At 67.9% G+C, this 26,035-nt stretch carries 21 protein-coding genes and 1 other RNA gene; 7 read left to right on the forward strand and 15 right to left on the reverse strand.

Annotation, left to right across the window (positions count from 1 at the left end; all coding sequences use genetic code 11):
* Positions 1–3: 3 nt before the first annotated feature.
* Positions 4–1,305: a winged helix-turn-helix domain-containing protein gene (locus tag OG394_RS12400; RefSeq protein WP_328995392.1), complete on the reverse strand. Its 1,302-nt coding sequence runs from the start codon at positions 1,303–1,305 to the stop codon at positions 4–6.
* A gap of 59 nt (positions 1,306–1,364) precedes the next feature.
* Between OG394_RS12400 and rnpB the strand changes: the two genes are divergently transcribed.
* Positions 1,365–1,793, forward strand: an RNA gene (rnpB, locus tag OG394_RS12405) — RNase P RNA component class A.
* Between the two features lie 19 nt (positions 1,794–1,812).
* On the opposite strand, the gene OG394_RS12410 is transcribed toward rnpB, so the two are convergent.
* A complete protein-coding gene (locus OG394_RS12410) occupies positions 1,813–2,661 on the reverse strand; it encodes a phytanoyl-CoA dioxygenase family protein (RefSeq protein ID WP_328995393.1) in 849 nt (282 codons plus the stop codon).
* Positions 2,662–2,734: 73 nt separating this feature from the next.
* Here OG394_RS12410 and OG394_RS12415 point away from each other — a divergent pair, with 73 nt between their 5' ends.
* Positions 2,735–3,388 carry a helix-turn-helix transcriptional regulator gene (locus tag OG394_RS12415; protein WP_328995394.1) on the forward strand — a complete coding sequence of 218 codons (654 nt, stop codon included), beginning with the start codon at positions 2,735–2,737 and terminating at the stop codon, positions 3,386–3,388.
* An 8-nt stretch (positions 3,389–3,396) separates the two neighbouring features.
* Here OG394_RS12415 and OG394_RS12420 read toward each other — a convergent pair whose 3' ends face one another.
* Positions 3,397–3,906 (reverse strand): GNAT family N-acetyltransferase, encoded by a 510-nt coding sequence (locus OG394_RS12420; protein ID WP_328995395.1) that lies wholly within the window; start codon positions 3,904–3,906, stop codon positions 3,397–3,399.
* Positions 3,907–3,987: 81 nt separating this feature from the next.
* Between OG394_RS12420 and OG394_RS12425 the strand changes: the two genes are divergently transcribed.
* Positions 3,988–4,557 (forward strand): TetR/AcrR family transcriptional regulator, encoded by a 570-nt coding sequence (locus OG394_RS12425; protein WP_328995396.1) that lies wholly within the window; start codon positions 3,988–3,990, stop codon positions 4,555–4,557.
* On the opposite strand, the gene OG394_RS12430 is transcribed toward OG394_RS12425, so the two are convergent.
* The 4 genes from OG394_RS12430 to OG394_RS12445 form a co-directional block, all read right to left on the reverse strand.
* A complete protein-coding gene (locus OG394_RS12430; RefSeq protein WP_328995397.1) occupies positions 4,543–5,979 on the reverse strand; it encodes an RNB domain-containing ribonuclease in 1,437 nt (478 codons plus the stop codon). The two genes, OG394_RS12425 and OG394_RS12430, sit on opposite strands and share 15 nt — an antisense overlap.
* A gap of 52 nt (positions 5,980–6,031) precedes the next feature.
* Positions 6,032–7,156, reverse strand: a complete 1,125-nt coding sequence (locus OG394_RS12435) for a bifunctional RNase H/acid phosphatase (protein ID WP_328995399.1) — start codon at positions 7,154–7,156, stop codon at positions 6,032–6,034.
* Entirely contained in the window at positions 7,153–7,869 is a 717-nt protein-coding gene (locus OG394_RS12440) for a zinc ribbon domain-containing protein (protein WP_328995400.1), read from the reverse strand. The genes OG394_RS12435 and OG394_RS12440 overlap by 4 nt, the downstream gene beginning before the upstream one ends.
* A 66-nt stretch (positions 7,870–7,935) precedes the next feature.
* Entirely contained in the window at positions 7,936–9,069 is a 1,134-nt protein-coding gene (locus tag OG394_RS12445; RefSeq protein WP_328995402.1) for a Nif3-like dinuclear metal center hexameric protein, read from the reverse strand.
* A 77-nt stretch (positions 9,070–9,146) separates the two neighbouring features.
* Here OG394_RS12445 and OG394_RS12450 point away from each other — a divergent pair, with 77 nt between their 5' ends.
* A complete protein-coding gene (locus OG394_RS12450) occupies positions 9,147–9,500 on the forward strand; it encodes a VOC family protein (protein ID WP_328995403.1) in 354 nt (117 codons plus the stop codon).
* Positions 9,501–9,547: 47 nt separating this feature from the next.
* Here OG394_RS12450 and OG394_RS12455 read toward each other — a convergent pair whose 3' ends face one another.
* From OG394_RS12455 to OG394_RS12485, 7 genes are read right to left on the reverse strand one after another with little or no spacing between them, the layout of a single operon-like run.
* Positions 9,548–10,132 (reverse strand): histidine phosphatase family protein, encoded by a 585-nt coding sequence (locus OG394_RS12455; protein ID WP_328995404.1) that lies wholly within the window; start codon positions 10,130–10,132, stop codon positions 9,548–9,550.
* 3 nt (positions 10,133–10,135) lie between these two features.
* Positions 10,136–11,611, reverse strand: a complete 1,476-nt coding sequence (locus OG394_RS12460) for a hypothetical protein (RefSeq protein ID WP_328995405.1) — start codon at positions 11,609–11,611, stop codon at positions 10,136–10,138.
* A 25-nt stretch (positions 11,612–11,636) separates the two neighbouring features.
* Complete coding sequence (locus tag OG394_RS12465) at positions 11,637–13,073, reverse strand: hypothetical protein (protein ID WP_328995406.1); 1,437 nt, start codon at positions 13,071–13,073, stop codon at positions 11,637–11,639.
* Between the two features lie 26 nt (positions 13,074–13,099).
* Positions 13,100–13,996, reverse strand: coding sequence for a carbohydrate ABC transporter permease (locus OG394_RS12470; RefSeq protein ID WP_328995407.1), 897 nt, complete (start codon positions 13,994–13,996; stop codon positions 13,100–13,102).
* Entirely contained in the window at positions 13,993–14,871 is an 879-nt protein-coding gene (locus OG394_RS12475; RefSeq protein ID WP_328995408.1) for a carbohydrate ABC transporter permease, read from the reverse strand. Before OG394_RS12475 ends, OG394_RS12470 begins: the two co-directional genes overlap by 4 nt.
* Entirely contained in the window at positions 14,871–16,187 is a 1,317-nt protein-coding gene (locus tag OG394_RS12480) for an ABC transporter substrate-binding protein (protein WP_328995409.1), read from the reverse strand. The genes OG394_RS12475 and OG394_RS12480 overlap by 1 nt, the downstream gene beginning before the upstream one ends.
* A 52-nt stretch (positions 16,188–16,239) precedes the next feature.
* Positions 16,240–17,901, reverse strand: coding sequence for a glycoside hydrolase family 13 protein (locus OG394_RS12485; protein WP_328995410.1), 1,662 nt, complete (start codon positions 17,899–17,901; stop codon positions 16,240–16,242).
* Positions 17,902–17,963: 62 nt separating this feature from the next.
* Here OG394_RS12485 and OG394_RS12490 point away from each other — a divergent pair, with 62 nt between their 5' ends.
* Entirely contained in the window at positions 17,964–19,211 is a 1,248-nt protein-coding gene (locus tag OG394_RS12490) for an ROK family transcriptional regulator (RefSeq protein ID WP_328995412.1), read from the forward strand.
* 216 nt (positions 19,212–19,427) lie between these two features.
* Here the strand turns inward: OG394_RS12490 and nagZ are convergent, their stop codons facing one another.
* Positions 19,428–20,873 carry a beta-N-acetylhexosaminidase gene (nagZ, locus tag OG394_RS12495; RefSeq protein WP_328995414.1) on the reverse strand — a complete coding sequence of 482 codons (1,446 nt, stop codon included), beginning with the start codon at positions 20,871–20,873 and terminating at the stop codon, positions 19,428–19,430.
* A gap of 246 nt (positions 20,874–21,119) precedes the next feature.
* Here nagZ and OG394_RS12500 point away from each other — a divergent pair, with 246 nt between their 5' ends.
* Positions 21,120–25,415: an NEW3 domain-containing protein gene (locus OG394_RS12500; protein ID WP_328995416.1), complete on the forward strand. Its 4,296-nt coding sequence runs from the start codon at positions 21,120–21,122 to the stop codon at positions 25,413–25,415.
* On the forward strand, positions 25,412–26,029 hold the full coding sequence (locus OG394_RS12505) for a DUF7158 domain-containing protein (RefSeq protein ID WP_328995417.1): 618 nt from the start codon (positions 25,412–25,414) through the stop codon (positions 26,027–26,029). The genes OG394_RS12500 and OG394_RS12505 overlap by 4 nt, the downstream gene beginning before the upstream one ends.
* Positions 26,030–26,035: the final 6 nt, after the last annotated feature.

Genomic DNA, 26,035 nt, shown 5'->3' on the forward strand with positions numbered 1-26,035 from the left:
TGCTTAGAAGGTTAGGGCTCGACCGAGATCGCTGTCAGCAGTGACCAGCACTCGGTCGAGCTCCAGCCAGTCGGCCATCAGGTCGAGCTCGGCCGCCAGCGGCTCGGCGATATCGGCATCGGGAATGCCGGGTTCGGCGGTGATGGTCGGGACGACCAGGGCGGAATTCCGGCGATCAGCCTTCAAGTCGACCCGAGCGACGAGCCGGTCACCGAGCAGAAACGGCAGCACGTAGTAGCCGTGCACGCGTTGCGCCGCCGGCGTGTAGATGCCGATCCGGTAGAAGAAATCGAAGAGCCGGTGGGTCCGATCGCGGTTCCAGATCAGCGTGTCGAATGGCGACAGCAACGCGCGCGCCCGGACCGGCTGATCCTCGGCGTCCGACCACAGATAGCCCTGCTGTGGTACGCCTTCGACGCGCACCGGAACCAGCTCGCCGGTGTCCACCAACTCGCCGATCACGCGCTTGGCGGTTGCCGTGGGCAACGGAAAATGGCCGCCCGTGGCACCGCACAACTCGCGGGCGGTGGCGATCCCGAGGGACCGGGCGGAGATCCGGACCAGCTCCCGCCTTGCCTCGTCGGCTGTGGGTCCAGGGCCAGGCAGTACGTCGGCCGGCAGCACGCGTTCGGTGAGGTCGTACAGGCGCTCGAAGTTGCGGCGGCCCGCGATCGCGACCCGGCCCGTGCAGAAGAGGTACTCGATGGCAATCTTGGCGTCCTGCCAGTTCCACATCCGGCCGGTGGTCGGGTCAGGGTCCGGGTCGGTCCGCTTGCGGCGAAGGCCGTCGGGGTTCGCCTCGCCGGCCGTGAGTGGCCCGCGCTCGGTGACAATGGCCAGCACGTCCTCGACGAACCCGGGGCGTTCCACGCTCAGCCGGCGCATACCGGCGACGACCGACCATGGCGCCGTCAGGTCCGGGTCGAGCGGGGCGTTCCAGTCCTGCCGCTCGGCCGCGCGCATTCGCCATCGCATCAACGGGTAGCTGCTCAGCGGAAGCAGGCTCGCCTTGTGACCCCAGAAGTACTCGAACAACTCCCGCTTCGCGCCACCCCAGCACATCCGGTCCAGCGCCGTACGCGAGTAAGGCCCTAGCCGGGCGAACAACGGCAGATAGTGGGACCGGCAGAGCACGTTCACCGAGTCGAGCTGCAGTACGCCGACGCGGTCGATCGCCCGCCGGAGGTGCCGTACGTCGACGCGGCCAGACGGCTTCGGCTCGGCGAACCCCTGTGCGTTGAGCGCGATCCGTCGCGCCGCGTCGATCGGGATCAGCTCGCCACCCGGGCGCCGTACCGCTGCCATAGGCCGAACCTATCCCGCAACCAGTCCGGCGGCCGAGCGGGTAGACTGCGGAGAGTGAACGGGTCGGCCGGGCGGCCGCGTTGTTCGCCGGTTCGCCGGTGAGCACCGAGGAAAGTCCGGACTCCACAGGGCAGCGTGGTGGGTAACGCCCACCCGGGGCAACCCGCGGGACAGTGCCACAGAAAACAGACCGCCAGCGGCTTTGGTGAACCCCGTGGTTCATCGGAGTGCGGGTGAGGGTGAAACGGTGGTGTAAGAGACCACCAGCCCCGTAGGTGACTACGGGGGCTCGGTAAACCCCACGTGGAGCAAGGCCAAGAGGACGACGGGAAACCGCCGTCTGTGTGAGCGTTCGAGGGCTGCCCGCCCGATGCTCGCAGGTAGGCCGCTAGAGGCGATCGGCAACGATCGTCGTAGATGGATGGCCGCCGCCGCCGCGCCGCAAGGCACGACGCGCACAGGATCCGGCTTAAAGGCCGACCCGCTCACTCTTCAATCCGAACGGCTTCAGAGCCAGTCTCGGTCATGCCAGTCGTTCTGCCAGCGCAGGTCGATGGGCTGATCCGCGCGCTGATAGCGGATGTCGGTGGACAGCCGCATCACCCCGCCGGCGTCAACGTTGTCCAGGGCGGCATGCACCGTATAGGCGGTGTGCACGACCATGTCGCCCGCGGCGTAGTCGGCCACCAGCCAGCGCGCGTCGTACTCGTCGGCCAGCGACGGCAGGTCCGCCGTGATCGAGGCGGCCGGCGGTTTCAGCCAGTCGTTCGCCTCGTCGGCCAGCACCCGGTGGTGACTTCGTTCGAGGTAGACCAGGCCGCCGCGCGTGACCGGACAGTCGCCCAGCGGGATCCACGATGACAACACCCGGTCGGTGCCGTCGCGCAGGTAGACCAGGTCATAGTGCGCCTGAGTCGCGGTGCCGATGCCCGTCTCTCCCGGTGCGGTGTGCCGGATGATCTTGCGCTTGTGCAGGAACGTCTCGCCGCCGAGGAACCACGCGTACCAATCCCGCACCGCCGGCTGGGTGCAGAAGGCCCGGTACGCCGCACCCGGCACCACCTGACCGAACAGCACGTGTCGCAGGGCTTCCCGGTCGATCTGCGCACCTGCCAGCCCGACCTGTGGATCTGAGCCCAGCTGGATCAGCCCGGTCGCTGCCAGAGCGTCGAAGTAGTACCGCCGGAAGCCCCGAACGGTCTCCTGGTCCAGCGCGCCGGGCAGGTAGAGGTACCCCTCCCGCCGGAGTCGTTCCCACAGGGCCTGGCGATCACCGCGCTCGGCGTCGGGGACCGCGACCAGCTCGCCTAGACGCGCGGGCGATTCGTCCAGCCGGTATCCGTTTGAGGTCAGCATAGGCACCAGGATGCTGCCGTGCCTCACCGCGGTGAATGGACTCCCGTGACCTAGTTGTTGGACTCTTGTACGCATGAGTCGTGTCCATGCCGAGCCCAATAAACATTGGTCTACCTATCTCACTCCGGGTCCGGTTCATCGGCGACTTGGACTGTTCTGCCTCGGCGCCGGCGAAGGGCAGAACCCGCCGGAACCAAGCCCGGAACGCGCCCTCGGCTGCCACGCCGCTGTCCTGCTGCGCTCGGGCCACGGAGCACTGCTGCACAGTCCGCGCCGGCAACTCGTCGAGGTCCGGGCCCCGGCCGTGCTCTGGCTGTTCCCGGGCGTGCTGCACGGCTATCGCCCAGCCGGGGCAGGTTGGACGCAGGCCTGGGTCCTGTTCGACGGCCCGGCCACCGCGGCGTACGGCGCACTCGGCTACCTCGACCCCGACCGGCCGGTGTTGCCGCTCGGCACCGCGCCCAGCGGGCCGTACGGCGACCGTCTCCGCGTCGAGAAGGCGTTCGCGCAGCTGCTCGACCTAACCCCGCAAGAGCTCATCCTCGGCGTACGCCTGAACGAGGCGAAGGCCCTCCTTACCGGATCCACCCTCACCATCGCCACCATCGCCCACCGAATCGGCTACGACGACCCCGCCTACTTCAGCCGCCTCTTCACCACCCGCGTCGGCCAATCCCCCCGCACCTTCCGCACCCACGGCGCAATCACAGCCAAATCGCCAACCTGAGCTGAGGGCTAGACGGTTAGGTCTAGGGCGTAGAAGAGGTCGGTGGCGGAGAGGGTGGCGTTGGGGCGTTTGCCGGTTAGGGCGAAGCCGCGGTCGGTGTAGATCTTTTGGGCTACCACTTGCTGGTCGGTGGTCCAGAGCTTCATGCGTTGATAGCCGACGGATCGGGCGAAGGCGAGGCAGGTGTCGACCAGGCGGCCGCCGATGCCGTGACCGCGGCCGTCCGGATGCACCAGGAGGACGCGGAGCTTGGCGGTTTCACCCGAGTCATCGTCGTCGGCACGCACGCAGAGGATGCAGCCGACGCGGCGGCCGTTGAGTTCGGCGATCCAGCCGGCCTCGCGTTCCGGATCACGGCGTGTGAAGGACGCCATGATCTCCAGCACAACCGCCTCAAAGCGGCTGTCGAATCCGAACTCGCGGGCGTAGAGCTCACCATGCGCCTGCACGACCCAGCCCAGATCCCCTGGCCGGCCGATCCGCCGGATCACCACTGCGCCTTCTACCTCACCCGTCACAACACCCTCCACAACGCACTCCAAAGGCTCTCCACGGACACCTTACTGACACAGTCGTTTCAGTAGGGTAAGAATAGCCTTGTGACGACCACCGGAACACCCCCGTCCGCCCGGGAGACCGAACTGCTCGAGCGCGCCTATGCGTACTCGCTCGAGCACGGCCTGGCGGATCTGTCCCTGCGTCCCCTCGCCACGGCCATCGGGTCGAGCCCGCGCGTGCTGCTGTTCCTGTTCGGCAGCAAGGACGGCCTGATCCGCGCATTGCTCAACCGGGCAAGGGCCGACGAGCTCGCGCTACTGGATCGCATCCCCACGCAGTACGACGAGCCCGGCCTCGAGGTGGTCGCGCGTGAGCTCTGGAAGTGGCTCTCGGCCCCAGAGCGACGGGCGTTGATGCAGCTTTGGGTGGAGGCGTACGGGCGGTCGCTGGTCGATCCGGCCGGACCGTGGGCCGACTACGCCCGCACCTCGGTCGAGGTCTGGCTGGAGCTGCTCGCCAAGGCACAACCCGCCGCGGTACGTCGTACGGCTAGAGGGCGCGCACGACGTACCGCCGTACTGGCGATGCTCCGCGGAGGTCTGCTCGACCTGCTCGCGACAGGCGACCTCAAACGCACCACCGCCGCAGTGGAATCCCTACTGCACGAGTGAGAAGGCGACCAGGCGTTTGGCGATATCGGCCGCGGTGAGCCGCACCCGGACCGGCTGCCCGAGCGGCAACTGCGTCGTACCGGTGACTCGCCCCTCGACGGCGACATCGGACAGTACGACGATGCCGCGCGTCGGTTCGCGTTCGTCGACGTCGGTGATGACGCCGTCGAACTCCTGGCCGACCTCATCCGCAACCAGGCCTGCCTCGACCATGCCGACGATGGCGCGTTCGTAGGCGTTGGCCTTGCGGTCGCACTCCTCCATGATCTTCGGGATCTCGTTCATCGACTCGTGCACCCACGCCGGCACCTCGGAGCCGGCGCACAACGCGACGCAGATCTCGCTGGTCCACCGGTCCACCAGACGGCGCAAGGGTGCGGTGACATGGGCGTACGACGACTTCATCGCGGCATGCTCCGGCTGCTCCGGCACAGAACCCGAGAACGCCGTATAACCCGCCCCCCGGAACAGCACTGTGCACGCCGCCAGCATCGCGGCATGCGCCGGCACCTTCGCGTCCAGCGTGTGGATGAAATCGGCGTACGACAAACCGGGCGGCCACGGGATGCTCAGGGCCTTGGCCGTGTTCTCCAGCCGGCTGCGCACGCCATCCTGCGAGTCGGGCAGCGTGCGGAGGATGCCGATCTTGCCGTTCATCATCAGCTGCGCGGCGGCCATCCCGGTCAGCAGCGAGATCTGCGCGTTCCAGCCCTCGACCGGGAGTTGCGCGCGGAATTCGAGCGTCCAGTCGCCGTTGCCGGTGACAACCTCCTGGTCCGGGATGGGCAGGTTGACGCCACCGCGCGCGCGCTCGCGTTGTTCGCGCAGCAGGCCGACCTCGCGCAATAACGTCAACGACTCCCCGGCCGTACCGGCGTCCAGGTCCTTCTGCACGCCCGCGTAGTTCAGCTTGGCGCGCGACTTGACCAGCGCACGCCGTACGTCGACCTCGGTACCTTCGCCCGCCGCGTCGACCGTGATGGTCCAGAGCAGCGCGGGCCGAACCTCGTCGGGCAGCAGTGACGCCGCGCCCTCGGACAACTCCGGCGGGTGCAACGGCGTGCGCTTGTCCGGCGCGTACAGGGTCTCGCCCCGCTTGCGCGCCTCCAGGTCGATCGGATCGCCCGGCTGCACCCACGCGGCCACATCGGCGATCGCGTAGTGCACGGTGTAACCGTCGCCCGCGCGCTCGATGTGCAGTGCCTGGTCCAAGTCCATCGAGTCCGGCGGGTCGATCGTGACGAACTCGATCTCCGTCCGGTCCAACGCGGGCAGACGCGGGTTCGCCGCAGCGTGCAGGGCCGCCGCGACCACCTCCGCGGGGAACTCGGCCGGCACCTCCAGCTCCCGCCGGATCGCCTGCAAGGACGCGCGGAACACCTCGGGTACTTCCTCGGCGAAATGCACCTTCTGCAACGGCACGCGCGTCCTCCGTCCACTCAGCGTCCCGACCTCGCTGTCGGGGCTGTAGGGGTCAGACTAGTGCGGGGATGGTGTTGAAGCTCCTGAGGGACGCCAAGCCGTCGGCGTACCAGTGGATCTCGGTGATGGTGGCGGGCCGCAATTCCATCCGGAAGAGCGAGGACATCGGCGCCTGGAGCACCGCCCGGACCATCAACTTGATCGGCGTCACGTGCGTCACCACGACCACGGTCTTGCCCGGGTACGTCGACAGGATCCCGTCGCGCGCCGCCCGGATCCGCCGTCCGCACATCTCGAACGACTCCCCGTTCGGCGGCGCCACCGCGGTCGAGGCCAGCCACGCGTTCATCTGGTCCGGCCACTTGTGCTGGACCTCGGCGAAGGTAAAGCCGTCCCAGTCGCCGAACGAGCACTCGCGCCACTCCGGCGAGATGTCGACGTCCAGCCCGTACGACGCCGCGACCGCGCTCGCCGTCTGCTGGGCGCGACGCATCGGCGACGACACGATCGCGTCGATCTGGCCGACTCGCGCCTTCAGGTACGCCGCCGCGGCGCGAGCCTGCGCCTCGCCGTTCTCGCTCAGACCGGGATCATCCCCGCCCGAACCGGAGAACCGCTTGTCGACCGTGTGCGGCGTCTCGCCATGCCGCAGGAAGATCACCTGGGTAGGCGGCTCGGCCTGAGCGCCCCAGCCCTGCAAGGCCTTCGCCAGGTCAGACGGCTCCTCATCGACCCCTTTCGCGGCTACCACCTCAGTAGGGCGGAGCGGGACCGTCTTGCCGTCGAGCGCCATGTTCGCGAGGGCGTCGGCGGCGGAGTTCTGCGCGCGCGGCACCCAGGTCCACTCGGTACCGAGCGGCGCCAGCGACTGGGCCTTCGCCGCGAGCGGTTTCATGTCCGGGTGCTTGACCTTCCAGCGCCCGGCCATCTGCTCGATCACCAGTTTGGAGTCCATCCGGACCTCGATCGAGGCGTCCGGCGCGTACTCCCGGGCCAGCTCGAGCCCGGCGATCAAGCCGCTGTACTCCGCGACGTTGTTGGTCGCGATCCCGATCGTCACCCCGACCTGGGCGATCACCTCACCGCTGGCCGGGTCCCGCACCAGCGAGCCGTACGCCGCGGGACCCGGGTTGCCGCGGGATCCCCCGTCGGCCTCCACAATGACGTGGTCGATCACTTGGCGGGCTCTCCCGTCCGGACGAGGATCCGCCCGCACTCCTCGCAGCGCACGACCTCGTCGGCCGGCGCCGCCTTGATCCGGTTCAGGTCGGACGGCGTGAGCTCCATCCGGCAGCCCATACAGCGCTTGCCGACCAGCGGCGCGGCGCCGATACCGCCGTTGCGCTCGCGCAGCTTCTCGTACGTCGTGACCAGGTCCGCGGGCAATGCGGCCGAGGTCGACGAGCGCTTGTCCCCGAGGGAGGCGCGCTGCTCGTCCAGCTCCTTGAAAGCGCTGTCCCGGGCGGACTCCAGCTCGGCCTGACGCCCGGCGAAGGCCGCCGCGCGGGCGCGCAGGTCCTCCTGCACGGCCTCGGCCGCCTCCAGCCGCTCCATCACCTCGAGCTCGGCGTCCTCCAGGTCGGAGATGCGCCGGTCCAGCGAGACGATCTCGTGCTGCAGGTTCTCCAGATCACGCGGCGAACCGACCTGACCGGAGTCCATCCGCTGCTGATTACGGGTCCGGCGCTGGCGGACCTGCTCGACATCGCTGTCGGCCTTCTTCTGCTCGCGCTGCAGGTCACTGACCTCGGTCTCGGCGGCGACCAGCTCGGAATCGACGACGCTCTTCTCCTTGCCCAGCTCCGCCAGGGCGGCCAGCTCGGGCACGGCCTTGCGCTTGTGGGCGACCTGATCCAGCTGCAGGTCGAGGTCCTGCAGGTCCAGTAACACGCGTTGGACAGCGGGCTCGGCGTTCAGGGTCGGCTCCTTAGTTCTTCGTTCAGTTGTTCCCCCGTGTCAGAGCCGGAGATCCCAGGCATCTGTGCAGAGGGTCGAGATGTGAGTGTCCACGCTACTGCCCCGCGCCGCCAGCTCCGAGGTCAGGAGGCGTTCGGCGTCCGCGAGCCACGGCCATTCGCTCGCCCAGTGCGCCACATCGACCAGCGCCGGCCCCTCGTCGTACGCCCTCGCCTCGGTCGCCGGGTGGTGCCGCAGATCGGCCGTCACGTACGCGTCCGCCCCCGACGCCCGAACCCGGCCGAACTCCGAATCCCCCGCGCCACCGACCACCGCGACGGTCTCGATCATCCGCTCGGGATCACCGGACACCCGTACGCCGTGCGTCGTCCGGGGCAACGCTGTCGCGACCCGCTCGGCGAACTCCTTTAGCGGCAGCGGCTCAGCCAGTACGCCGATACGCCCACCACCTCGCGTGCTGGGCAGTTCCGCGAGCTCGAGCACGTCGAACGCGGGCTCCTCGTACGAATGGGCGGCCCGCATCGCCTCCACCACCTGACGCCGTCGGTAGCGCGGCAGCACCATCTCCACCTTCGCCTCGGCCACCCGCTCGATCCGGCCGGGTTCGCCCAGCGTGGGATTCGCGCCTTCGCCAGGCCGGAACGTGCCTTCGCCAAGCGTCGTCCACGCGGCGCGGTCGTACTCGCCGATGTTCCCGGCGCCCGCGGCCGCGAGGGCATCGATCATCGCGTCGGCCTCGGCGGTCGGGACGTGGACGACGATCTTGTCCATCGGGTCGGCCGGCATGGCCTTGAGCGGCCGGGTGCGGGTCAGACCGAGGGCCGCGGCGAGGGCATCGCTGACGCCCGGGTTCGCGTTGTCGGCGTTGGTGTGGCAGACGTGCAACGCCGTACCCGACAGGATCAGGTCGTGAACGACGCGGCCCTTGGGAGTCGTCGCGGCGACGCTGTTGACGCCCTTGAGGTAGAGCGGGTGATGCGTGACCAGCAGGTCGTACTCCCCCGCGATCGCCTCATCGACCACCGCTCGCATCGGGTCCACGGCGAACAAGATGCGGCGCACGGGTTGCGCCGGATCCCCCGTCACCAGACCGACCGCGTCCCAGCTCTCCGCCCAGGACGGGTCATAGAGGCGATCGAGAACGGCCAGCACATCGGCAAGAGTCGGCGTCACCCGCCCTATCCTGCCAAAGAACGCCCTCACAGCTATCCGGACGGGAATCGTCCGCGATGCGTATTACCGTGATCGGCATGGCTATCGCACAATTCCCCAGCTTTGTCATCGACTGCCCCGATCCCGGCGTGCTCGCGAGGTTCTATGGCGCGCTGCTGGATTGGAAGGTCAGCGTCTCCGACGACTGGGCCGAGATCCGCGCCGAGGGGCAGTGCATCTCGTTCCAGCCGGTGGAGAAGTACACCCCGCCCGTCTGGCCGGGCCAAGAGGTGCCCCAGCAGATGCACCTCGACGTGATGGTCGAGGACCTGGACGCCGGTGAGGCCGCAGTGCTCGAACTCGGCGCGACCAAACACGACCACCAACCCGGCACAACCTTCCGCGTCTTCCTAGACCCCGCCGGCCACCCCTTCTGCCTCTGCGTCAGCTAGGCAGGTTTCGACGCGCGAGTGGACAGCCCGGCAGCGTCCGCCGGATGTCACACCGTCCTGTCGTGGTGAATGATTTGCCAGGGACTGTCAGCGGTTCGGTAGATCAGGTTGCTGCACGCATTCCTCAGGTCGGCGGCCGGGATCGCACCATCGGATATCGCCAGCAGAAGGCTCTTGATCACCGAGCCGTGGGTCACGACCAGGGCGGATCCTCCAGCTGACCTGGTCGCCAGCCGTTCCAGTACCGGCCAACATCGGCCGCGGACGTCCGCGCGGGTCTCGGAGGCGGGATAGACGCCATCCGGGAACCGTCTGGCGGCTTCAACCTTGGTCAGGCCTGAGGCCGCGCCGTAGTCCCGTTCCATCAGCTCAGGGATTGCAACCGGTTCGGGCAGGCCAAGGCGCGCGGCCATGATCGTGGCCGTCTCCCAGGCGCGGCACAGCGGACTGCTCACCAGCAGATCCCAACGGTCGACGGCCAGTGCGTCGGCGAGTTTCCGGGCCTGGTCTCGCCCCCGGTCGTTGAGTGGAACGTCTTCGCGGCCTTGGAGCCTGCCTTCGCTATTCCAAGCCGTCTCGCCGTGTCGGACGAGGCAGATCGACGTCACTGAGGGGGAGCCGACGCGGTCCACTCGTCAGGAGAAGTGCTTGTTCAGGATGTCGATCGCGAGCGGTTGCAGGACTGCTGCCCGCTCGCTGTCGAGGGCGGTCTTGCTTGTGACCCCTCGGGGGAGGCCGAGCCCGAACTGCAGGCGCAGCGTGATGCGGTCCGCGACCTCGACGTACAGGTCGTCACGGCGAGACTTGGGCTCCACGAACGAGAAGTGCGTTCCCGGCCGGCCCTGCACGGTGACCTCCTTCCCGTGCGGCACGTACACGGTCTTCGGCGTCGGTGGCGCGTCGACGACCGATACCGCGAAGCTTTGCCCGTGCGACTGCTCGACGAACTCGCAGCTCCGGTGCGCCAGATACTTAGCTGAACTGTTGAGAGTCGCAGGTCGGAACCCCGGCCCTAGGTGCTTGCGGACAGCATCAACGGCTATGGCGCAGTTGACATTCGGATCGGCCTTGACCCGCCGCAGAACCTCCTGAGCTCCTGTCGGCGCCTCGACCTGGTGGTAGGGCTCGCACGGCTCAAGGGTCCCGACGTCAGCACAGGCACCTGCAGCCGCCCTATCCGGCTCACCCGACTTGTAGATCAGCGGGTGCTGCGGTTTGGCCTGAGCCGGCGGCGGACCGTCGAGCACCTTCATCAGGACCAGCGCGCTCTTGTCCGCCTGGGCACAGGTCTTCGCCCGTACCGTCACCACGCGCTTGGGAGCGGTCGCAACGCCTGAGGGGCCTTGGCTCCATTCGAGGTCACAACCGGAGTACGTGTACTGGCGGACACGCTTACCGCCGAGCTGTCGGACAGTCGCGTCAGACGACGGCTTGAAGTCACGGCCGAAGCTCAGCTCGACCTGCAGTCCGTCGGGATCAGTGCACCCGTCCAGCCCGTTGGCGAAGTCGTGCTTACTCGTCGGCGCCGTCAGGCCTAGAGACCGCGCGAGCGCCGTACAAGCGTTCCAGCGGGCCGCAGGCATCCGGGCGAGATTGGCCTCCGGATTCGCCAGCCGGGTGATGACCGCCTCCGTCATCGTCCGAACTCGCTTGCAGGTAGCGGGGGTCGGGTCTCGCAAAGTCGTCAATCCCACCTCGATCGTGTGGGTGAAGCTGACGGGAATGTCCGCCTTACACCGATCGAGGTCCGGGCCCTGGAAGTACACCCGCGCACCCTTGACGGTCTGTAGGTCACTCCCGTACCGCTCCTGCCAGGTCAGCGGCGTGCCGAGGGTCAGCGTCATGCTCTCGCCCACGCCGGTCTCGAGCCGGCAGCGATGAGGCGTCATCGGCACCGCCTTCGCCGAACCCATCAGCGCGCAGGCGTCGAGCCGGGTCAGCGCCGCCGCAACCGCCGCGGGATCCCGATCCTTCGGCACCTCGGCCTTGGGATGGACGACGGCAGGCAGATCCGGCAACGGCCCGCCGTCCGGCTTGTCTTCCTTGCCTCCGGTGCACCCGCTCAAGGCGCAGACGAGCAGGACCCCGAGAACCACGCGCGCGATCGACACCGCAAAAGGCTAGGCGTACCCAGGGTCAGAAGTATTTGCCGACAATGGCGTTCGTCAGGGGTTCGATTTCGGCGCTGCGATCGACGTCGTTCGGCTTGGCCCGACCTCGTGGCGGGCCGAACGAGAAGGTGACCGACAAGTGGATCTCGTTCGTCACCGCGACCGTCGCCTGCGTCAATGTCGGAATCGGCGTGTCCAGGACCCCGGGATGCCCGCTGAACTCCTTCTGCACAGTGCCGGACGGCGCTCTCTTCCAGCCATCGGTGAGTCCGACCGTCACCTTCAACTCGTGCGACGGCTCGACGAAGACGCATTCCGGCGTCCGTTCGTCGCTGCCGACTCGCGTCACCGGCTGGAACCTCGGCCCGAGTCGATCCCAGACCACGTCGACCGCGATCGCGCACAGCACATTCGGATCTGCGTCGACCTGGCGCACCACCTCGACCGCACCGCCGCTCGGTACGTCGACCGGGTGGTACGGCTCGCACGCCGGCTTGACCGGCAGTTCGCGACACCCGCCGGCTCGCGGGCTATCCGGCTCCATCACGCCGTACGTCAACGCGCCGGCAAACCCCGGTCCCGCGGGTGGCGCCGTACTGAGCGTCTTCATCGTCGCCACCGCGAGTCGTTTCGCCTCGGCACAGTCCGCTGCCTTGAGCTCGATCTCGCGCTGCCCGAATTCGGGATCCTTAGCGCCCGAGGTGCCCTGGTTCCAGGGCACCCGGCAGCCGTTGCCCACCAATTTGTAGATCTTGCGTCCGCCGAGTGGTTCCATGTCCCGGTAGCGCAGTTGTGGTCCATAGCGGAACGACAAAGTCGCCACGCGAGCCACCGCGGCCATGTCGCTCCGGTTTGTGGGCACCTGCTCGCAGTCGTCCAGACCGGCGTCACCAGCCGCCAACTTCCCGGCCGATGCGCCGAGGACGTGCCCCAGCACCGTACAAGCGTCCCAGCGCGCCGCCGCCGGGATGACCGGAATGGCCGCCGGCTTCGCGAGTAGACGCACCGCGGTCGCGGCAGCCTTCTCGGCCGCGGCGCATCCCTTGGGCTTCTCCTTGCTACTGATCTTGATCGTCTGGGTGAAGCTCACCGGTAGGAAGACATCGCAGGCGTCAGTCCACAACGGCAGGTTGCGATAAGCCTTCGCGCCACCGATCACCAGCACTTCGAGCTTGTCCCGCGCATCCATCGACAGCGCCGCGCCGAGCCGGATGGTCAGCGCGGTCGCGGCCCGGCAGCCGTGCGGTCCGATCGGGACCTTGCCCGGCGCCGGGCCCAGCAACGCGCACGCGTCGATCTTGCGCAGAGCCGAGAGCACCGCCGCCGGATCGCGGTCCTTCGGCACCGGCGCCGCCTCGTGCACGACCGGCTGCACCTTCGCCTTCTCCTCCGGGTCGGACGAACACGCCACCGATCCGGTCATCAGTAGCAACAGGACAACGGCAAGACGAATGAACGACACCCGCGAAGATTAAGTGCCTCCAGGGGTCAGGTTTTCGAGCCGGATAGGGCGATGCCTTCGACGATCTGTCGTTGGGCGATGACGAAGATGATGAGCAGTGGCGCGGCCGCGAGGGTGGAGGCGGCCATCAGGCTGGTCCAGTCCGAGGAGTACTGGCCTTTGAACTGGTTGACCAGCAGCGGGATGGTGAAGTTCTCCTCGCTGTTGAGGAAGATCAGCGGCGAGAAGAAGTTGTTCCACTGGCCGAGGAAGGTGAAGATCCCCAGCGCCGTGAGCGGTGTCCGCAGCAACGGCAGCACGATCGTGAGGAAGATCCGCGCCCGGCTCGCTCCGTCGATGGCCGCGGCCTCCTCCAGCTCGAGCGGGATGCCCCGGATGTACTGCCGGAGCAGGAAGACGCCGAACGCGTTGAACATCGCCGGTGGCACGATCAGCGCCAGGTGGGTGTCCACCCAGCCGAGCCAGCCCATGATCAGGTACAGCGGGATGATCGTCAGCTGGATCGGCACCATCATCGTGGCCAGGAAGGCGATGAACAGCGTCCGGCTGCCGAAGAACCGGATCCGGGCGAAGGCGTAGGCGGCCATGGCCGAGGTCACCAGTGACACCACCGTGACGGTGACGGCGATGTAGAACGAGTTGAAGAAGCCACGGCCGAAGTCGGCGGCCTCGAGTGCGCGGCTGTAGTTCTCCGGCTGCCACAGTTGCGGCAGCAGCTTGGGCGGTTGCAGGAAGATCTCGTCGAGTGGCTTGAACGACGACAGGATCATCCAGATGAAGGGGCCTGCCATCACCAGGGCGCCTACTGCCACCACCAGGTGCAGAGGCAGACGCCACAGCCGGGCGGGCTTGGACTGCGGTGGTGCCTCGGCCGGCGGTTCAACCGGGACGACTTGCTGAGGGATTTCTTCGACGGTAGTCATTCGGTGTAATGCACCCACCTCTTCTGAGCGGCCAACTGCAGGCCGGTAAGGGCCAGCAGGGCAAGGAACAGGCAGGCCGCCAAGGCGGAGGCGACACCGAAGTCGAACTCCCGGAAGGCGATCTGCACGATCTCGTAGACGATGGTCCGGGCCGGTTCGGGTGCCGTGGTGTCCATGAACACGTAGATGTAGTCGAACACCTGGAACGAGCCGATGACCGACGTGATCGACAGAAACAGGATCGTTGGCGACAGCAACGGCAGGGTGATCCGCCGCAGCTTCTGCCATTCGCTCGCGCCATCGATATCGGCGGCTTCCATCAACGTGCCTGGGATGTTCTCCAGTCCGGCCATGAACATCACCACCTGATAGCCGAGCCCCTGCCAGATCCCCACGATCGCGAAGGCCGGGATGACGAACCGCGCGTCCTGCAACCAGTCCGGCGCGGGCAGTCCCACTTGCCGCAACGCGTTGTTCACCGGGCTGATCTCGGGGTTGAACAGCCACAGCCAGATCGCCCCGACGGCCACGGTCGAGGTGACCACCGGCGCGAAGTAGAAGATCCGGTAGAACGACTTCAACCGCCCGGCCCGTTGGAGCATGAGCGCGACCACCAGAGCCGCGAGCATCATCCCTGGCACCTGCAGGACCGTGAACCAGACCGTGTTGCGCACGGACGTCCGCAGTTGCGGATCGCTGAAGACGCGTTCGAAGTTGGCCAGCCCGGCGAACGACCTCGTACCGAAACCGTCCCAATGCGAGAAGCTCAGCACCACGGCGAAGATCAGCGGGCCCACCATGAACACGACCAGGCCGATCAGCTGCGGTGCGAGAAAGGCGTAGCCGGCCAGATTGCTCCTGCGCCCCTTCTTCATCACTTGGTGCCGTTGATCAGCTGAACCAACTTCTGGCTGAAGGACAGCGGGGTCTCCTTCCCCGCCTTCAGCAGCCGGTCCATCAGCAACGGCAGGTTGGTGGCGACCTCGGCGTTACCGGCGATGGCCAGCGGGATCGCATAACCCTTGCGAGCGATCTCGGTGAACAGCTTGCCGTGAGCCGGAAGGTTGCCTTCGGTCACCAATTCGTCGAGTCCGTTCACGGACGGGCAGGCGTTGCCACCGCCGGACAACCGGAACTTCTGGCCCTCCGAGCTGACGTAGTTGCCCAGGAACGCCAGTGCCGCCTCCTGGTTCTTCGCCTTCACGTTGACCGACATCGCCGCCGTCGCGACCGGCACCGGCATGATGTCCTTGCCGGACTCCGACGGCAGCGGCGCGATGTCGTACCCGAACTTGAGCTTCTTGAGGTTCGGCAGGATCCACCGCCCGTACTGGATCGTGGCCAGCTGACCGCTGTAGAACAACGCGTCCGCGCCCTGCCCCTTCGGCAGCGAACCACCGAACGTGATGTTGCCCGAGGCAAGCTGATCGAACAGCCAGGCCACCGCGGTCTGCGCCTTCGGGTCGGTGTCGAACACGGCCTTGCCGTCGGTGTCGATCGCGGTGCCACCGAAAGTCGTGATCCACGACATCAGGTCGAACCAGCCGGCCTCCAGGACCATGCCGCGCTTACCGGTGGCACGCACCTTGTCCAGCAACGACGTCAGCGCGTCCTGCGTCCAAGTCCCGGCCTCGAACATCTGCGCCGGCGTCTGCGTCACCCCGGCCTTGGCCAGTACGTCACTGTTGAACCAGAAGACCTTCGGGTTGCAGTCCACCGGTACGCCGTACAGGCCCTCGCCGCCCTTCGGCCGGCACCACTGCATCAGGCCCGGGAAGAAGTCGGCCTCCTTGACCGGGCTGTCGGCGGCGTTCAGGTAGGAGGTCAGATCCACCAGCTGCTTGGACCCGACGAGCTTCGCCATCTGCCCGTCGCCGACGTAGAACGCATCCGGCGCGGCGGCGCCCGCGAGCTGGCTCAGCAGCTTGGCCTGATAGTCGCCGACAACGGTCTGATACGTGATCTTGGCACCCGACGACTGCTCGTAGGACTTCGAGTACTCCTTGAACCGGATGGCCTCACCCGGGTTCGCCCACGAGGCCCAGGTCACGGCCCCCTTGCTGCTCGCGCCCGGACCACCACTGGAGCCACTGCCACACCCGGCCAGCACCGTGCTGCCGCCGGCGATCGCAAGGGCGCTCGTGCTGAGGAACCGGCGCCTCGACATCGCAGGCCTGAAGAGTTCAGTCATGTCTTCCTCCATAGCTGTTCGCCGCCGTCGGTGGCCCCGCCGGCGGATCGGTTCAGACGATCCAGGCGGTGGTGTCGGCCGGCAGCCGGCCTTCGTCCAGCGGTCCACTCGCGAGTACGACGGACCCGGCCGGCAGCTCCACCGGCTCAGTGCCGAAGTTGGTGACCGACCGCCAGCCACCAGGGCGGACCAGGTGCAGCACAGACGGGCCGGCGTCGATCCACTCCAACGTCTCGGCATCCTGCAGCCGGCGGCGATGCTCCAGCGCTTGCCGGTAGAGGTTCAGCGTCGACTCCGGAGCGCCCTCCTGCTCCGCGACGGCGTACGAGCCGAACCAGGCCGGCTGCGGCAAGTGCGCGCCCGCCGGGCCGAACCCGAACGACGTACCGTCCGAAGTCCACGGGATCGGCACGCGACATCCATCGCGCCCCTTCTCCGCACCGGCCGACCGCTGGAACGCCGGGTCCTGCAACACCTCGGCGGGCAACTCCCCCACCTCGGGCAGGCCGAGCTCTTCCCCTTGATAGAGGTACGCCGAGCCCGGCAGCGCCAGCATCAGCAGTACGGCGGCTCGCGCCCGTCGCAGGCCGAGTTCGGTATCGACAGCAGGCGTGGCGCCGTTGGTGAGTAGCCAGGCCTTGCCGTCTTGCCAGTCGCCATCGGCCCGTTGCGGCAGGCCGTACCGGGTCGTATGGCGGACCACGTCGTGGTTGGAGAAGACCCAGGTGGACGAGGCACCGGAGGCATCCGCCTCGGCGAGGTTCCCGGTGATGACGGCACGGAACTTCGCCGGGTCCCAATCGGCCTGCAGCAGGTCGAAGTTGAACGCCTGCCCCAGGCCCTCGGGGCTCGCGTACCGCGCGCGCCGCGTCGCCGGTACGAAGGTCTCGGCCACCGCGGTGCGCGGCGGGTCGTACTCGTTGAAGACCTGGCGCCATTCGGCATAGATCTCGTGGACGCCGTCCTGGTCCCAGAGCGGGTGGGAGCCCGGCGGCAGCGCCGGGTCCTCCAGCGACGCCCAATCCGGAAGGGGCTCGGCGAGGTCCTTCACCAAGGCATGCGCGACGTCGACGCGGAAACCGTCCACGCCACGGTCGGACCAGAATCGCAAGGTGGTGAGGAAGTCGTCGCGTACCTCGCGGTTGTCCCAGTTCAGATCGGGCTGCTCGGGGGCGAACATGTGCAGGTACCACTGGCCGTCCGGGACGCGGGTCCAGGCCGGTCCGCCGAACACGGACTGCCAGTCCGACGGCGGCAGCGAACCGTCCGGGCCGAGGCCGTCGCGGAAGACGTACCGCTGCCGGGCGGCCGAACCGGCTGGTGATTCGAGTGCCTCGCGGAACCAGGCGTGCCGGTTCGACGAGTGGTTCGGCACGATGTCGACGATCAGCTTGATCCCCGCTTCGTGCAGGGCGGTCGCGAGGTCGTCGAAGTCCGCCAGCGAGCCGAGCCGGGGATCGACGTCACGGTAGTCGTCGACGTCATAGCCGCCGTCGGCCAGCGCCGAGGGATAGAAGGGGCTGAGCCACACCGCGTCCACGCCCAGCGACGACAGGTACGGCACGCGGGACACGATGCCGCGCAGATCGCCCAGTCCGTCGCCGTCGGAGTCGGCGAAGCTGCGCGGATAGACCTGGTACACAACGGCCTGCCGCCACCAGTGCGGGTCGGGCAGCACGTCTGCCGGGTCGAACGGAGTGAGGGTGTCGGTCATTCGCAACGGAGGTTTCCTTCATTTATATAGACTCTAAATTTAGATTCCGGAGTATTCTGCTCATGGAACGACGAGAGGGTCAATGGCTCATGGGGGACGTTGTGGGTGCCACTCCGCCGCTGCTGCGGCGCGTCAATGCCGGCAAGGTGCTGTCAGTGCTGTCCGCCGGCGGCGTGCAGACCGGTTCGGACCTGATCGAGTCCACCGGGCTGACCCGCGCCACCGTGCACGCGGTCTGCAACGACCTGATCGCGATGGGCTGGGTCCGCGAGCTCGGCACCGGCCGCGAAGCCGGCACGTCCACCGGCCGGCCTTCGCGCCGCTTCGAGTTCAACAGCCGCGCCGGTTACGTCCTCGGCATCGACATGGGTGCGGGCAAGACCACCGTGCTGGTGGCGGATCTGCGTGGTGAGGTGCTCGGCAAGGCCGTGCACTCCTTCCGCGATGTGCAGCTGCCCGCGACCGAGCGAACCGGCGTCGTCGACCGGGCGGCAACGGAGGCGCTGGCCTCGGCTGGGGTCCGCGCCGACGAGGTGCTCGCGGTCGGCGTTGGCGTCGCGGCGCCGGTCAGCCGGGACGGGAAGATCCTGGACACCGACAAGTTCTGGCGGGCCTTCGACGTCGGCCTCGACACCACCCTGACGAAGCTGCACGGCTGGCGGGTCCTGATCGAGAACGACGCCAACCTCGCCGCCCTCGGCGAACGGTGGCGTGGCACGGCCAGCGGGGTCGACGACCTCGCGGTGGTGCTGTCCGGCGAGCGAATCGGCGCCGGTCTGCTGGAATCCGGCCGGCTACTGCACGGCCACCGGGGTGGTGCCGGCGAGATGGTCTACCTGGAGCTCGTGGAAGGTGTCGGCAGCGCCGACGGCATCGCGCGCCTGGCCCGCGAATGGGGCGCCGCGGCGATCACCAAACGCAGCCCGCGAACGGCGTTGCGCAAGCTCGCCGGCGGTTTGGACGCCGTCACCGCGGAGATGGTGTTCGCCGCTGCGGCGGACGGCGACGCGGTGGCACAGGACATCCTCGACCGCCTCTCCACCCGGATGGCCCGGGTGATCGCCTCCGTGGGCGTCCTGCTCAACCCGGAACTGGTGGTGATCGGCGGAGCCGTCGCCGAAGCCGCCGGCGTGCTGGTGCCGGGCATCACCGCGCAACTACCGTCCTTCACCACCAGCCCACCCCGAGTCGCGGTCTCCTCCCTCGGCGACGCCATCGTCTCCGTCGGCGCCGTCCGCCACGCCCTAAACCACGTCGAAGCCAACGCCCTAGACATCGCCCTCCCAACTCCCCAGCCCTCCGCCAACTAACCCACGCGCGGGTTAGTCGGCGACGGACACCAAAGGCCCCGCCCACGCACAACAGCCAGCCATTTTGTGGAAACCACAATCCACCACTTCTGCCGCGAGTGGTCACCTCTGCACCTCTACTCCCGCGAGTGGACGGGTCAGACGCGACCGCTCGTGCCCAGAAACTCCACGAGTCGTCGCGTCATGACGTGACCGCTCGCGGGAAAAGGGAGAGTCCTAGCGGGTCAGGGTTTTGGCTACGGCTTCGAGGACGATGCGGTTGCGGCCGGAGGTGGTTGCTGAGGGCACCTTTGTTGGGACCAGGGCGCGGTCTTGGGGGATGCCGGTGCAGAGTACGAAGGAGTCGCGGGTCTTGAGGATGTCGGCGAGGGCGGCGGACATCCATGGCGTACGGACGGCGTCTTGGACCGCCACGACCAGCGGACGGTCGGCCGAGGCGGCGAGGGCTTTCGCGATGGCCTCGGGATCGTCGTTCCGGATGATGACGCCATCCGAACCAGGAGCGATACCGGCGAAGACCTCTGGCAGGCCGCTGAAGTAGGGGTTCCAGGCCGGGTGCAGGCCCTGCGTCAGGTCGATGATGTACGGCGTACCGCCCAGTGCTGGTAGTTCCTGCCCGGCCAGCAGGCGTTCGGCCACTTCGCGGACTGGCGCGCCGTCGAGACCGGGCAGTCGGGTCCGGCCGGCCAGGTCCGTCGCGAGGCCGCGTACTCGCGCAGCGGCGTCGGCCAGGCGGGAGGCGTCGAGGCGACCGCTGGCGACGGCCTCGACGAGGTGTGCGGTGAGGCGCTGCGGGTCTGCCTCACCGATCGCGATCATGGCCAGATCGGCGCCGGCCCGGATCGAGGCGACGGCCGCGTCCTCGATCGACTGGTGCTTGGTGATCGCCTGCATCTCGAGGGCGTCGGTGGTGATCACGCCGTTGAACCCGAGCTCCTCGCGCAACAACCCGGTCAGGATCCGGCGGGACATCGTCGCGGGCTGGTCGTCGTACGCGGAGAAAACGATGTGCGCGCTCATCACCACATCCGCGCCGGCCGCGATCGTGGCGGCGAACGGCGCGAGCTCGACCGCGGTCACCTCCTCGATCGAACGGTCGACGCGCGGCAGTGCGAGGTGTGAGTCCACCGCGACATCGCCATGGCCGGGGAAGTGCTTCGGGCAGGCGGCGATACCGGCGTCGTGAACGCCCTCGACGAAGGCGACACCGTGGCGCGAGACGACGTCGGCCGTCGTACCGAAGGAGCGGGTGGAGATGATCGGGTTGGCCGGGTTGCTGTTCACGTCGACCGAGGGCGCGAGCATCACGTCAATGCCGAGCCCGGCCAGCGTGGCGGCGGCGTCCCGGGCCGAGGCGCGAGTCAGCGCCGGGTCGTCGACATCGCCGAGCGACCGTGGGGACGCCAGCGGCCAGGGGTTGGCGGGGGCCAAGTGGCTGAACTCGCCACCTTCGTGGTCGATCGCGATCAGCAGGTCCGGCCGCTCGGCCCGCAGGGTGGCGGTCAGGGTCGCGACCTGGTCGGCGTCGGCGACATTACGGGTGAAGAGGATGACCGCACCGAGTCCGGCCGCGACTGCGCGGCGTAACCCATCGGGTGCGGTGGTCCCGGTGAAACCGACGATGAGGGCGCCCGCGGCGTCTTGGTCCAGTTGATCGCTCATAAGAAAACTCTCTCCTAAAGTCGCCCGCCGCGCTAGCGTCCCCCGCCTGTCACGCGGAGGGGTTTGACCTTGTCCAGCACCGCTGAGGCCGACGTTGTCATTGCCCTTTCGTACCGTCTGATGGGACGCAACCAGGCTATGAGCGGCGTGATTAGCAGCATGATGCAGAGTTGTCCTCTCGCTGTATCGGGCAGTTACAGATAACGTTGTCTCGACCTAACCCGCTCTCGACGGAGCCACATCACCGTGACCGTGCAGATCACCCACGTCTCATCCCCCGAACTGTTCGTCGGTTCCGACGACGACCCGCGCCAGATTCTGCGGGTCGAACTCGCCCGGCCGGCCGCGGCATCCGCGCTCACCGTCCGTGTCGAGGGCGCCGGCATCAGCGGTCAGACCAGCCTGCCCGCGGGCGCCGGTCCGGTCCGGCTGGAGGTCCCGCTCGACGTCGCGGACAGCCTGCGGACGTCGTACGGCCAGGCCGTCGACTGCACGGTGACAGTGTCTACTTCTAGCGAGAAGACACTGTCTACTTCTGCTTCTGGTGACGTTGTCGCGAGTGACAGTGGGCAGGTGGTCATCGCCGAGCCTGGCTGGACGATGGTGATGGTCTCGCACTTCCACTACGACCCGGTCTGGTGGAACACCCAAGCGGCGTACACGACCAGCTGGGATCTGCAGGGCGCTGACGGCACCACGCGGCCGGTCTACACGCACAACGCGTTCTACCTGGTCGACGCGCACCTGAAGTTGGCGTTGCGGGATCCGGCGTACTGCTTCGTGTTGTCGGAGCTGGACTATCTCAAGCCGTACTTCGACACCTTCCCCGAGCAGCGGCAGGTCCTGCGCCGGCTGATCGCGGAGGGCCGGGTCGAGATCATCGGCGGTACGTACAACGAGCCGAATACGAACCTCACGGGCGCCGAGACCACGATTCGCAACATCGTCTACGGCATCGGCTACCAGCGGGACATCCTCGGCGGCGACCCGCAGAACGCGTGGCAGCTCGACGTGTTCGGGCATGACCCGCAGTTCCCGGGATACCTGGCCAAGGCCGGTCTGACCGGTAGCGCCTGGGCCCGCGGCCCGCACCACCAGTGGGGGCCGCTGCGGCAGGCGTGGAGTGATCCCAAGAGCGGAACTGCCGCGGTCATGCAGTTCGCCAGCGAGTTCGAGTGGATCAGCCCGAGTGGTGACGGCGTACTGACGCACTACATGCCCGACCACTACGGGCCCGGCTGGGAGATGCAGCACGCGCCCAGTGTGGAAGCAGCCGGCGACACGGCGTACAACCTGTTCGCGACGCTCAAGAGTGTTGCGGCCACTAAGAACACGTTGTTGCCGGTGGGCGGCGACTACGCCCCTCCGAACAACTGGATCACCGCACTCCACCACGACTGGGCTGAGCGCTATGCGTGGCCCAAGTTCGTCTGTGGCACCACTAAGCACTTCATGGACCGGGTGCGTTCTGAACTTGCCGATGAGGGCCGCAAGCCTTCGCCGCAGTCACGGGACATGAACCCGATCTACACCGGCAAGGACGTGTCGTACATCGACACCAAGCAGGCCCAGCGTGCGGCCGAGGTGGCGGCCGTCGACGCGGAGAAGCTCGGCACGTTCGCGGACCTGCTCGGGCTCGGGACGTACGCCGATGCCGCGCTGGACAAGGTCTGGCGGCAGCTGGCGTACGGCGCCCACCACGACGCGATCACCGGGTCCGAGTCGGACCAGGTCTACATCGACCTCGTGACGGGTTGGCGCGAGGCGCACGACCTGTCGGCGGACGCACGTGACGCCGCCTTGCAGGCCTTCGCCGCGCGCATCGACACCTCGGCCCTTGGCGCACAAGCGGTCGTTGTGACCAACACGCTTTCCTTCACCCGCACCGACCTGGTCTCCGTCGCCGTCGGTTCGGACGCTCGCGTCGTGCTCGATGAGAATGGCGTTGAGGTTCCGTCGGTCGTGGAAGGCGGCACGCTGACCTTCCTGGCGAAGGACGTCCCATCCGTGGGTTGGCGCAGCTACCAGTTGGTTGCTGGCAGCAACAATTCGGCATGGGACGCGGGCGACGCCGAGGACACGGTCGCGAACGAGTTCTTCAGCGTGACGGTCGATCCCACTCGCGGTGGCGGCATCTCCAGCGTCGTGGATAGGCGCACCGGCCGCGAGATGCTGACCGGCCTCGGCAACGAACTACGCGTCTACGAGGAATACCCGGACCACCCACGGTTCGGCGAAGGCCCGTGGCATCTCACGCCTTCCGGACCGGTCGTCGGCTCTTCGGCCCAGCCCGCGAAGGTCTTCACCCAGACCAGCCCGCTGGGTAGCAGGGTGGTCAGCCGTGGCGAGGTCGACGGCATCGCGTACGAGTCCGTCGTCACCGCCTTCGCGGGGCTTGACCGGATCGAGTTCACCACGCGGGTGCTGGATCACGCGCAGTCGGACCGGTTGGTGCGGGTCAAGTTCCCGGCGGACGTGCCCGGCGCGCTGCCGTTGAGCGAGGTCGCGGGTGCGGTCGTCGGGCGCGGCTTCGGCCTGATCGACGTGGACAGCGAGAAGGCGCCGTGGACCCTCGACAACCCGGCCAACACCTGGTTCGGCCTCGGCGCGACCGCGCGGGTCGACCTGATCGATGCCTCCGGCAACCAGGTCGGCACGCGACCGATGGCCGTTGCCGAGATCGTCGTACCGGATGGGTCCGAGCCGTCGGACGTGCGCTCGTTGGTGGTCGCGCTGGCCCGGGTTGGCGTGACGGCCACGACCTCGCTCGCGAGTGGCTCGCGGTACGGCTCGCTGGCGGTCGACTCGAACCTGCCGGATCTGCGGATCCTCATCGGGTCTGCCGCTGACAACCCGCTGATCGCTTCGCTCGGCTCATTGCCTGCCGGGGCGGTGTTCGTTCCGCCGAAGACCACGCTGGCCGAGGTCTGGCAACCGAATGCGGACGTGCGGGATGTTCGCGCATTGCCCGCATTGGTCTTGTCGGTTGATGACGTAGAAGCTGCGATCGACGGGCTCGCCAACGCGCGGATCACGGCCACGGTGGTGGGCGATGGCGTGGTCGAGCCGTTCGACGACTACACGGTCGCGCTGCTGACGTACGGCCTGCCGGGCTTCGCGGTGGACGCGACTGGCGCGTTGCACGCGTCGCTGCTGCGCTCATGCACGGGTTGGCCGTCCGGGTTGTGGATCGACCCGCCGCGTCGTACGACGCCGGATGGTTCGGCCTTCCAGCTGCAGCACTGGACGCACGAGTTCCGGTACGCGCTGGTCACTGGTGCGGGCGATTGGCGTGGGCTGCAATTGCCTGCGCGAGGTCAGGAGTTCTCGTCACCGTTGCTGGCGGCAACCACCTCGGCGCACTCGGGAGAGCTGCCGGCGACGCATTCGCTGCTGCAGGTTTCGCCTGAGCGCGACGTACTGCTGTCGACGGCGAAGCCCGCTGGGAACCCGATCGCGCACGGCGCCTCGCGGCCGTCCGACCCGCGCGACGGGGTGACGGTGCGTTTGATCGAGGCGACTGGCCTTGGTTCGACGGCTCGAGTGACTTCGGCTCTGCCCATCGCCGGTGCGGCCTTTGCGGATCTTCTGGAGAAGCGGGGTGCTCCCCTGGTTGCGACCGACGGCGGGTTGGAGGTCGAGCTGGCGGGGTCTGCGGTCGATAGCTTTGTCGTCGACTTCGCATCGGTTCTCCCTCGCGATCAGCGTGTGCTCGGGCCCGCTGGCGAGGTGGCCCAGCCGTCGTACGCGCGTTATTGGCTGCACAACCGCGGCCCGGCGCAGATGGGCTTCCTGCCTGTCAGCCTGTCGGTCTCCCCCACCCTCGCGACCACCGTCACGGAACCGATCGACCTCACGCTGGTAATCGCCAGCCAGTACGTCGATGCGGTCGTCGCGGGCCGGCTCGTCCTCGACCTACCGGACGGGTGGACGTCGAGCCTTGCCGATCAACGTGTCGTCATCGCCGACGGTTACGTGAAGTTCGTTGCCCGCGTCACGCCGGTCAAGGATTGCGTGCCCGGGCAGTACTTCGTCGCCGCGCAGGTGCATACCGAGACGGATGAGCTCGCGGGTGGTGCCGGGGTCCAGGTGGTTGAGGACGTCGTCACCGTCTTCGTTGGCGACAGCCCGGAGGCCACTGGGACGATCGGCTTCGGGCGGCCGCCGGCGCAGGCGCCCGACCACGGTTCGGGTGCGGTCGACGGCCAGCCCGGACGGGCGACGGGCCTCGAGATCGAGCCGTCGACCACGTCGATCCGGCTCGCGCCAGGTGAGCGGACGACGCTCGACCTGACCTTGACGAACAGCGCCCGCTCGGAGATCCGCGCCGAGCTGCAACTGGCCTCGCCGTACGGGACCTGGTCCTGGTTGCCCGAACCGCTCAGCGCCGTCGTCGTACCGCCGCGGTCGACGATCGTCGTCCAGGTGCCGGTGGTCGCGCCCGCGGACGCGACGCCCGCGCACGCATGGGTGATGCCGAAGGTGATGTGGTTCGGCCGCGCCCAGTACGCCCCGACCGTCCGGCTGGAAGTGACCGCATGACGGCGACCGTTGCCCACGGCCACGGTCATGGGCATTCGTTGCCTGAAGCACCTTTTGGCGTGATGGGGTACGTCGGCGGAGCGCCGATCGACCGGGCGTTCCTGGACGAGCGAATGGCCGCGCTCCGGGCCGGTGACGCGGCAGGCCTACTACCCCGACCTGACACCCGCGAAGGGCGGCAGCTGGTTCGTTGGGTCGCGCAGGTCGTCCTCACCGAACAGCTCTGCGCCGACGAACTGCGCCGCCGCGGTCTGACCGACGCGACTTTTAGCGATTCCGTGGCGCTGGATGTCTCGACCGCGATCGCGATCGGGTCGATTACGGCGGCGGCGTTGGCCGGTTCTGCCGTCGTACGGCAGGTGGCCGCGTTGGTGAGCGCGGACGTACGGATCCCCGCTTCGCAGCTGGCGTATGCGGCGGACATGCTCGGCGAACCACCCCCAACAGACCCGGACGTGCCGTCGCAGCAGTGGCACGCCGATCTGCTCACCAGCGCCAGGCTGGAGGCGTTCTCGCGCTGGCTGAACAAAGCCAGGTACGACCGGTTGCAGCTGGTCCACGGACTCGAGCATCCCGGCGACAGCAACCAACCTGACAACCTGCACCGGCACTGAGGGGGA

This window comes from Kribbella sp. NBC_01245, assembly GCF_036226525.1.
In the GTDB taxonomy this organism is placed as follows: Bacteria; Actinomycetota; Actinomycetes; order Propionibacteriales; family Kribbellaceae; genus Kribbella.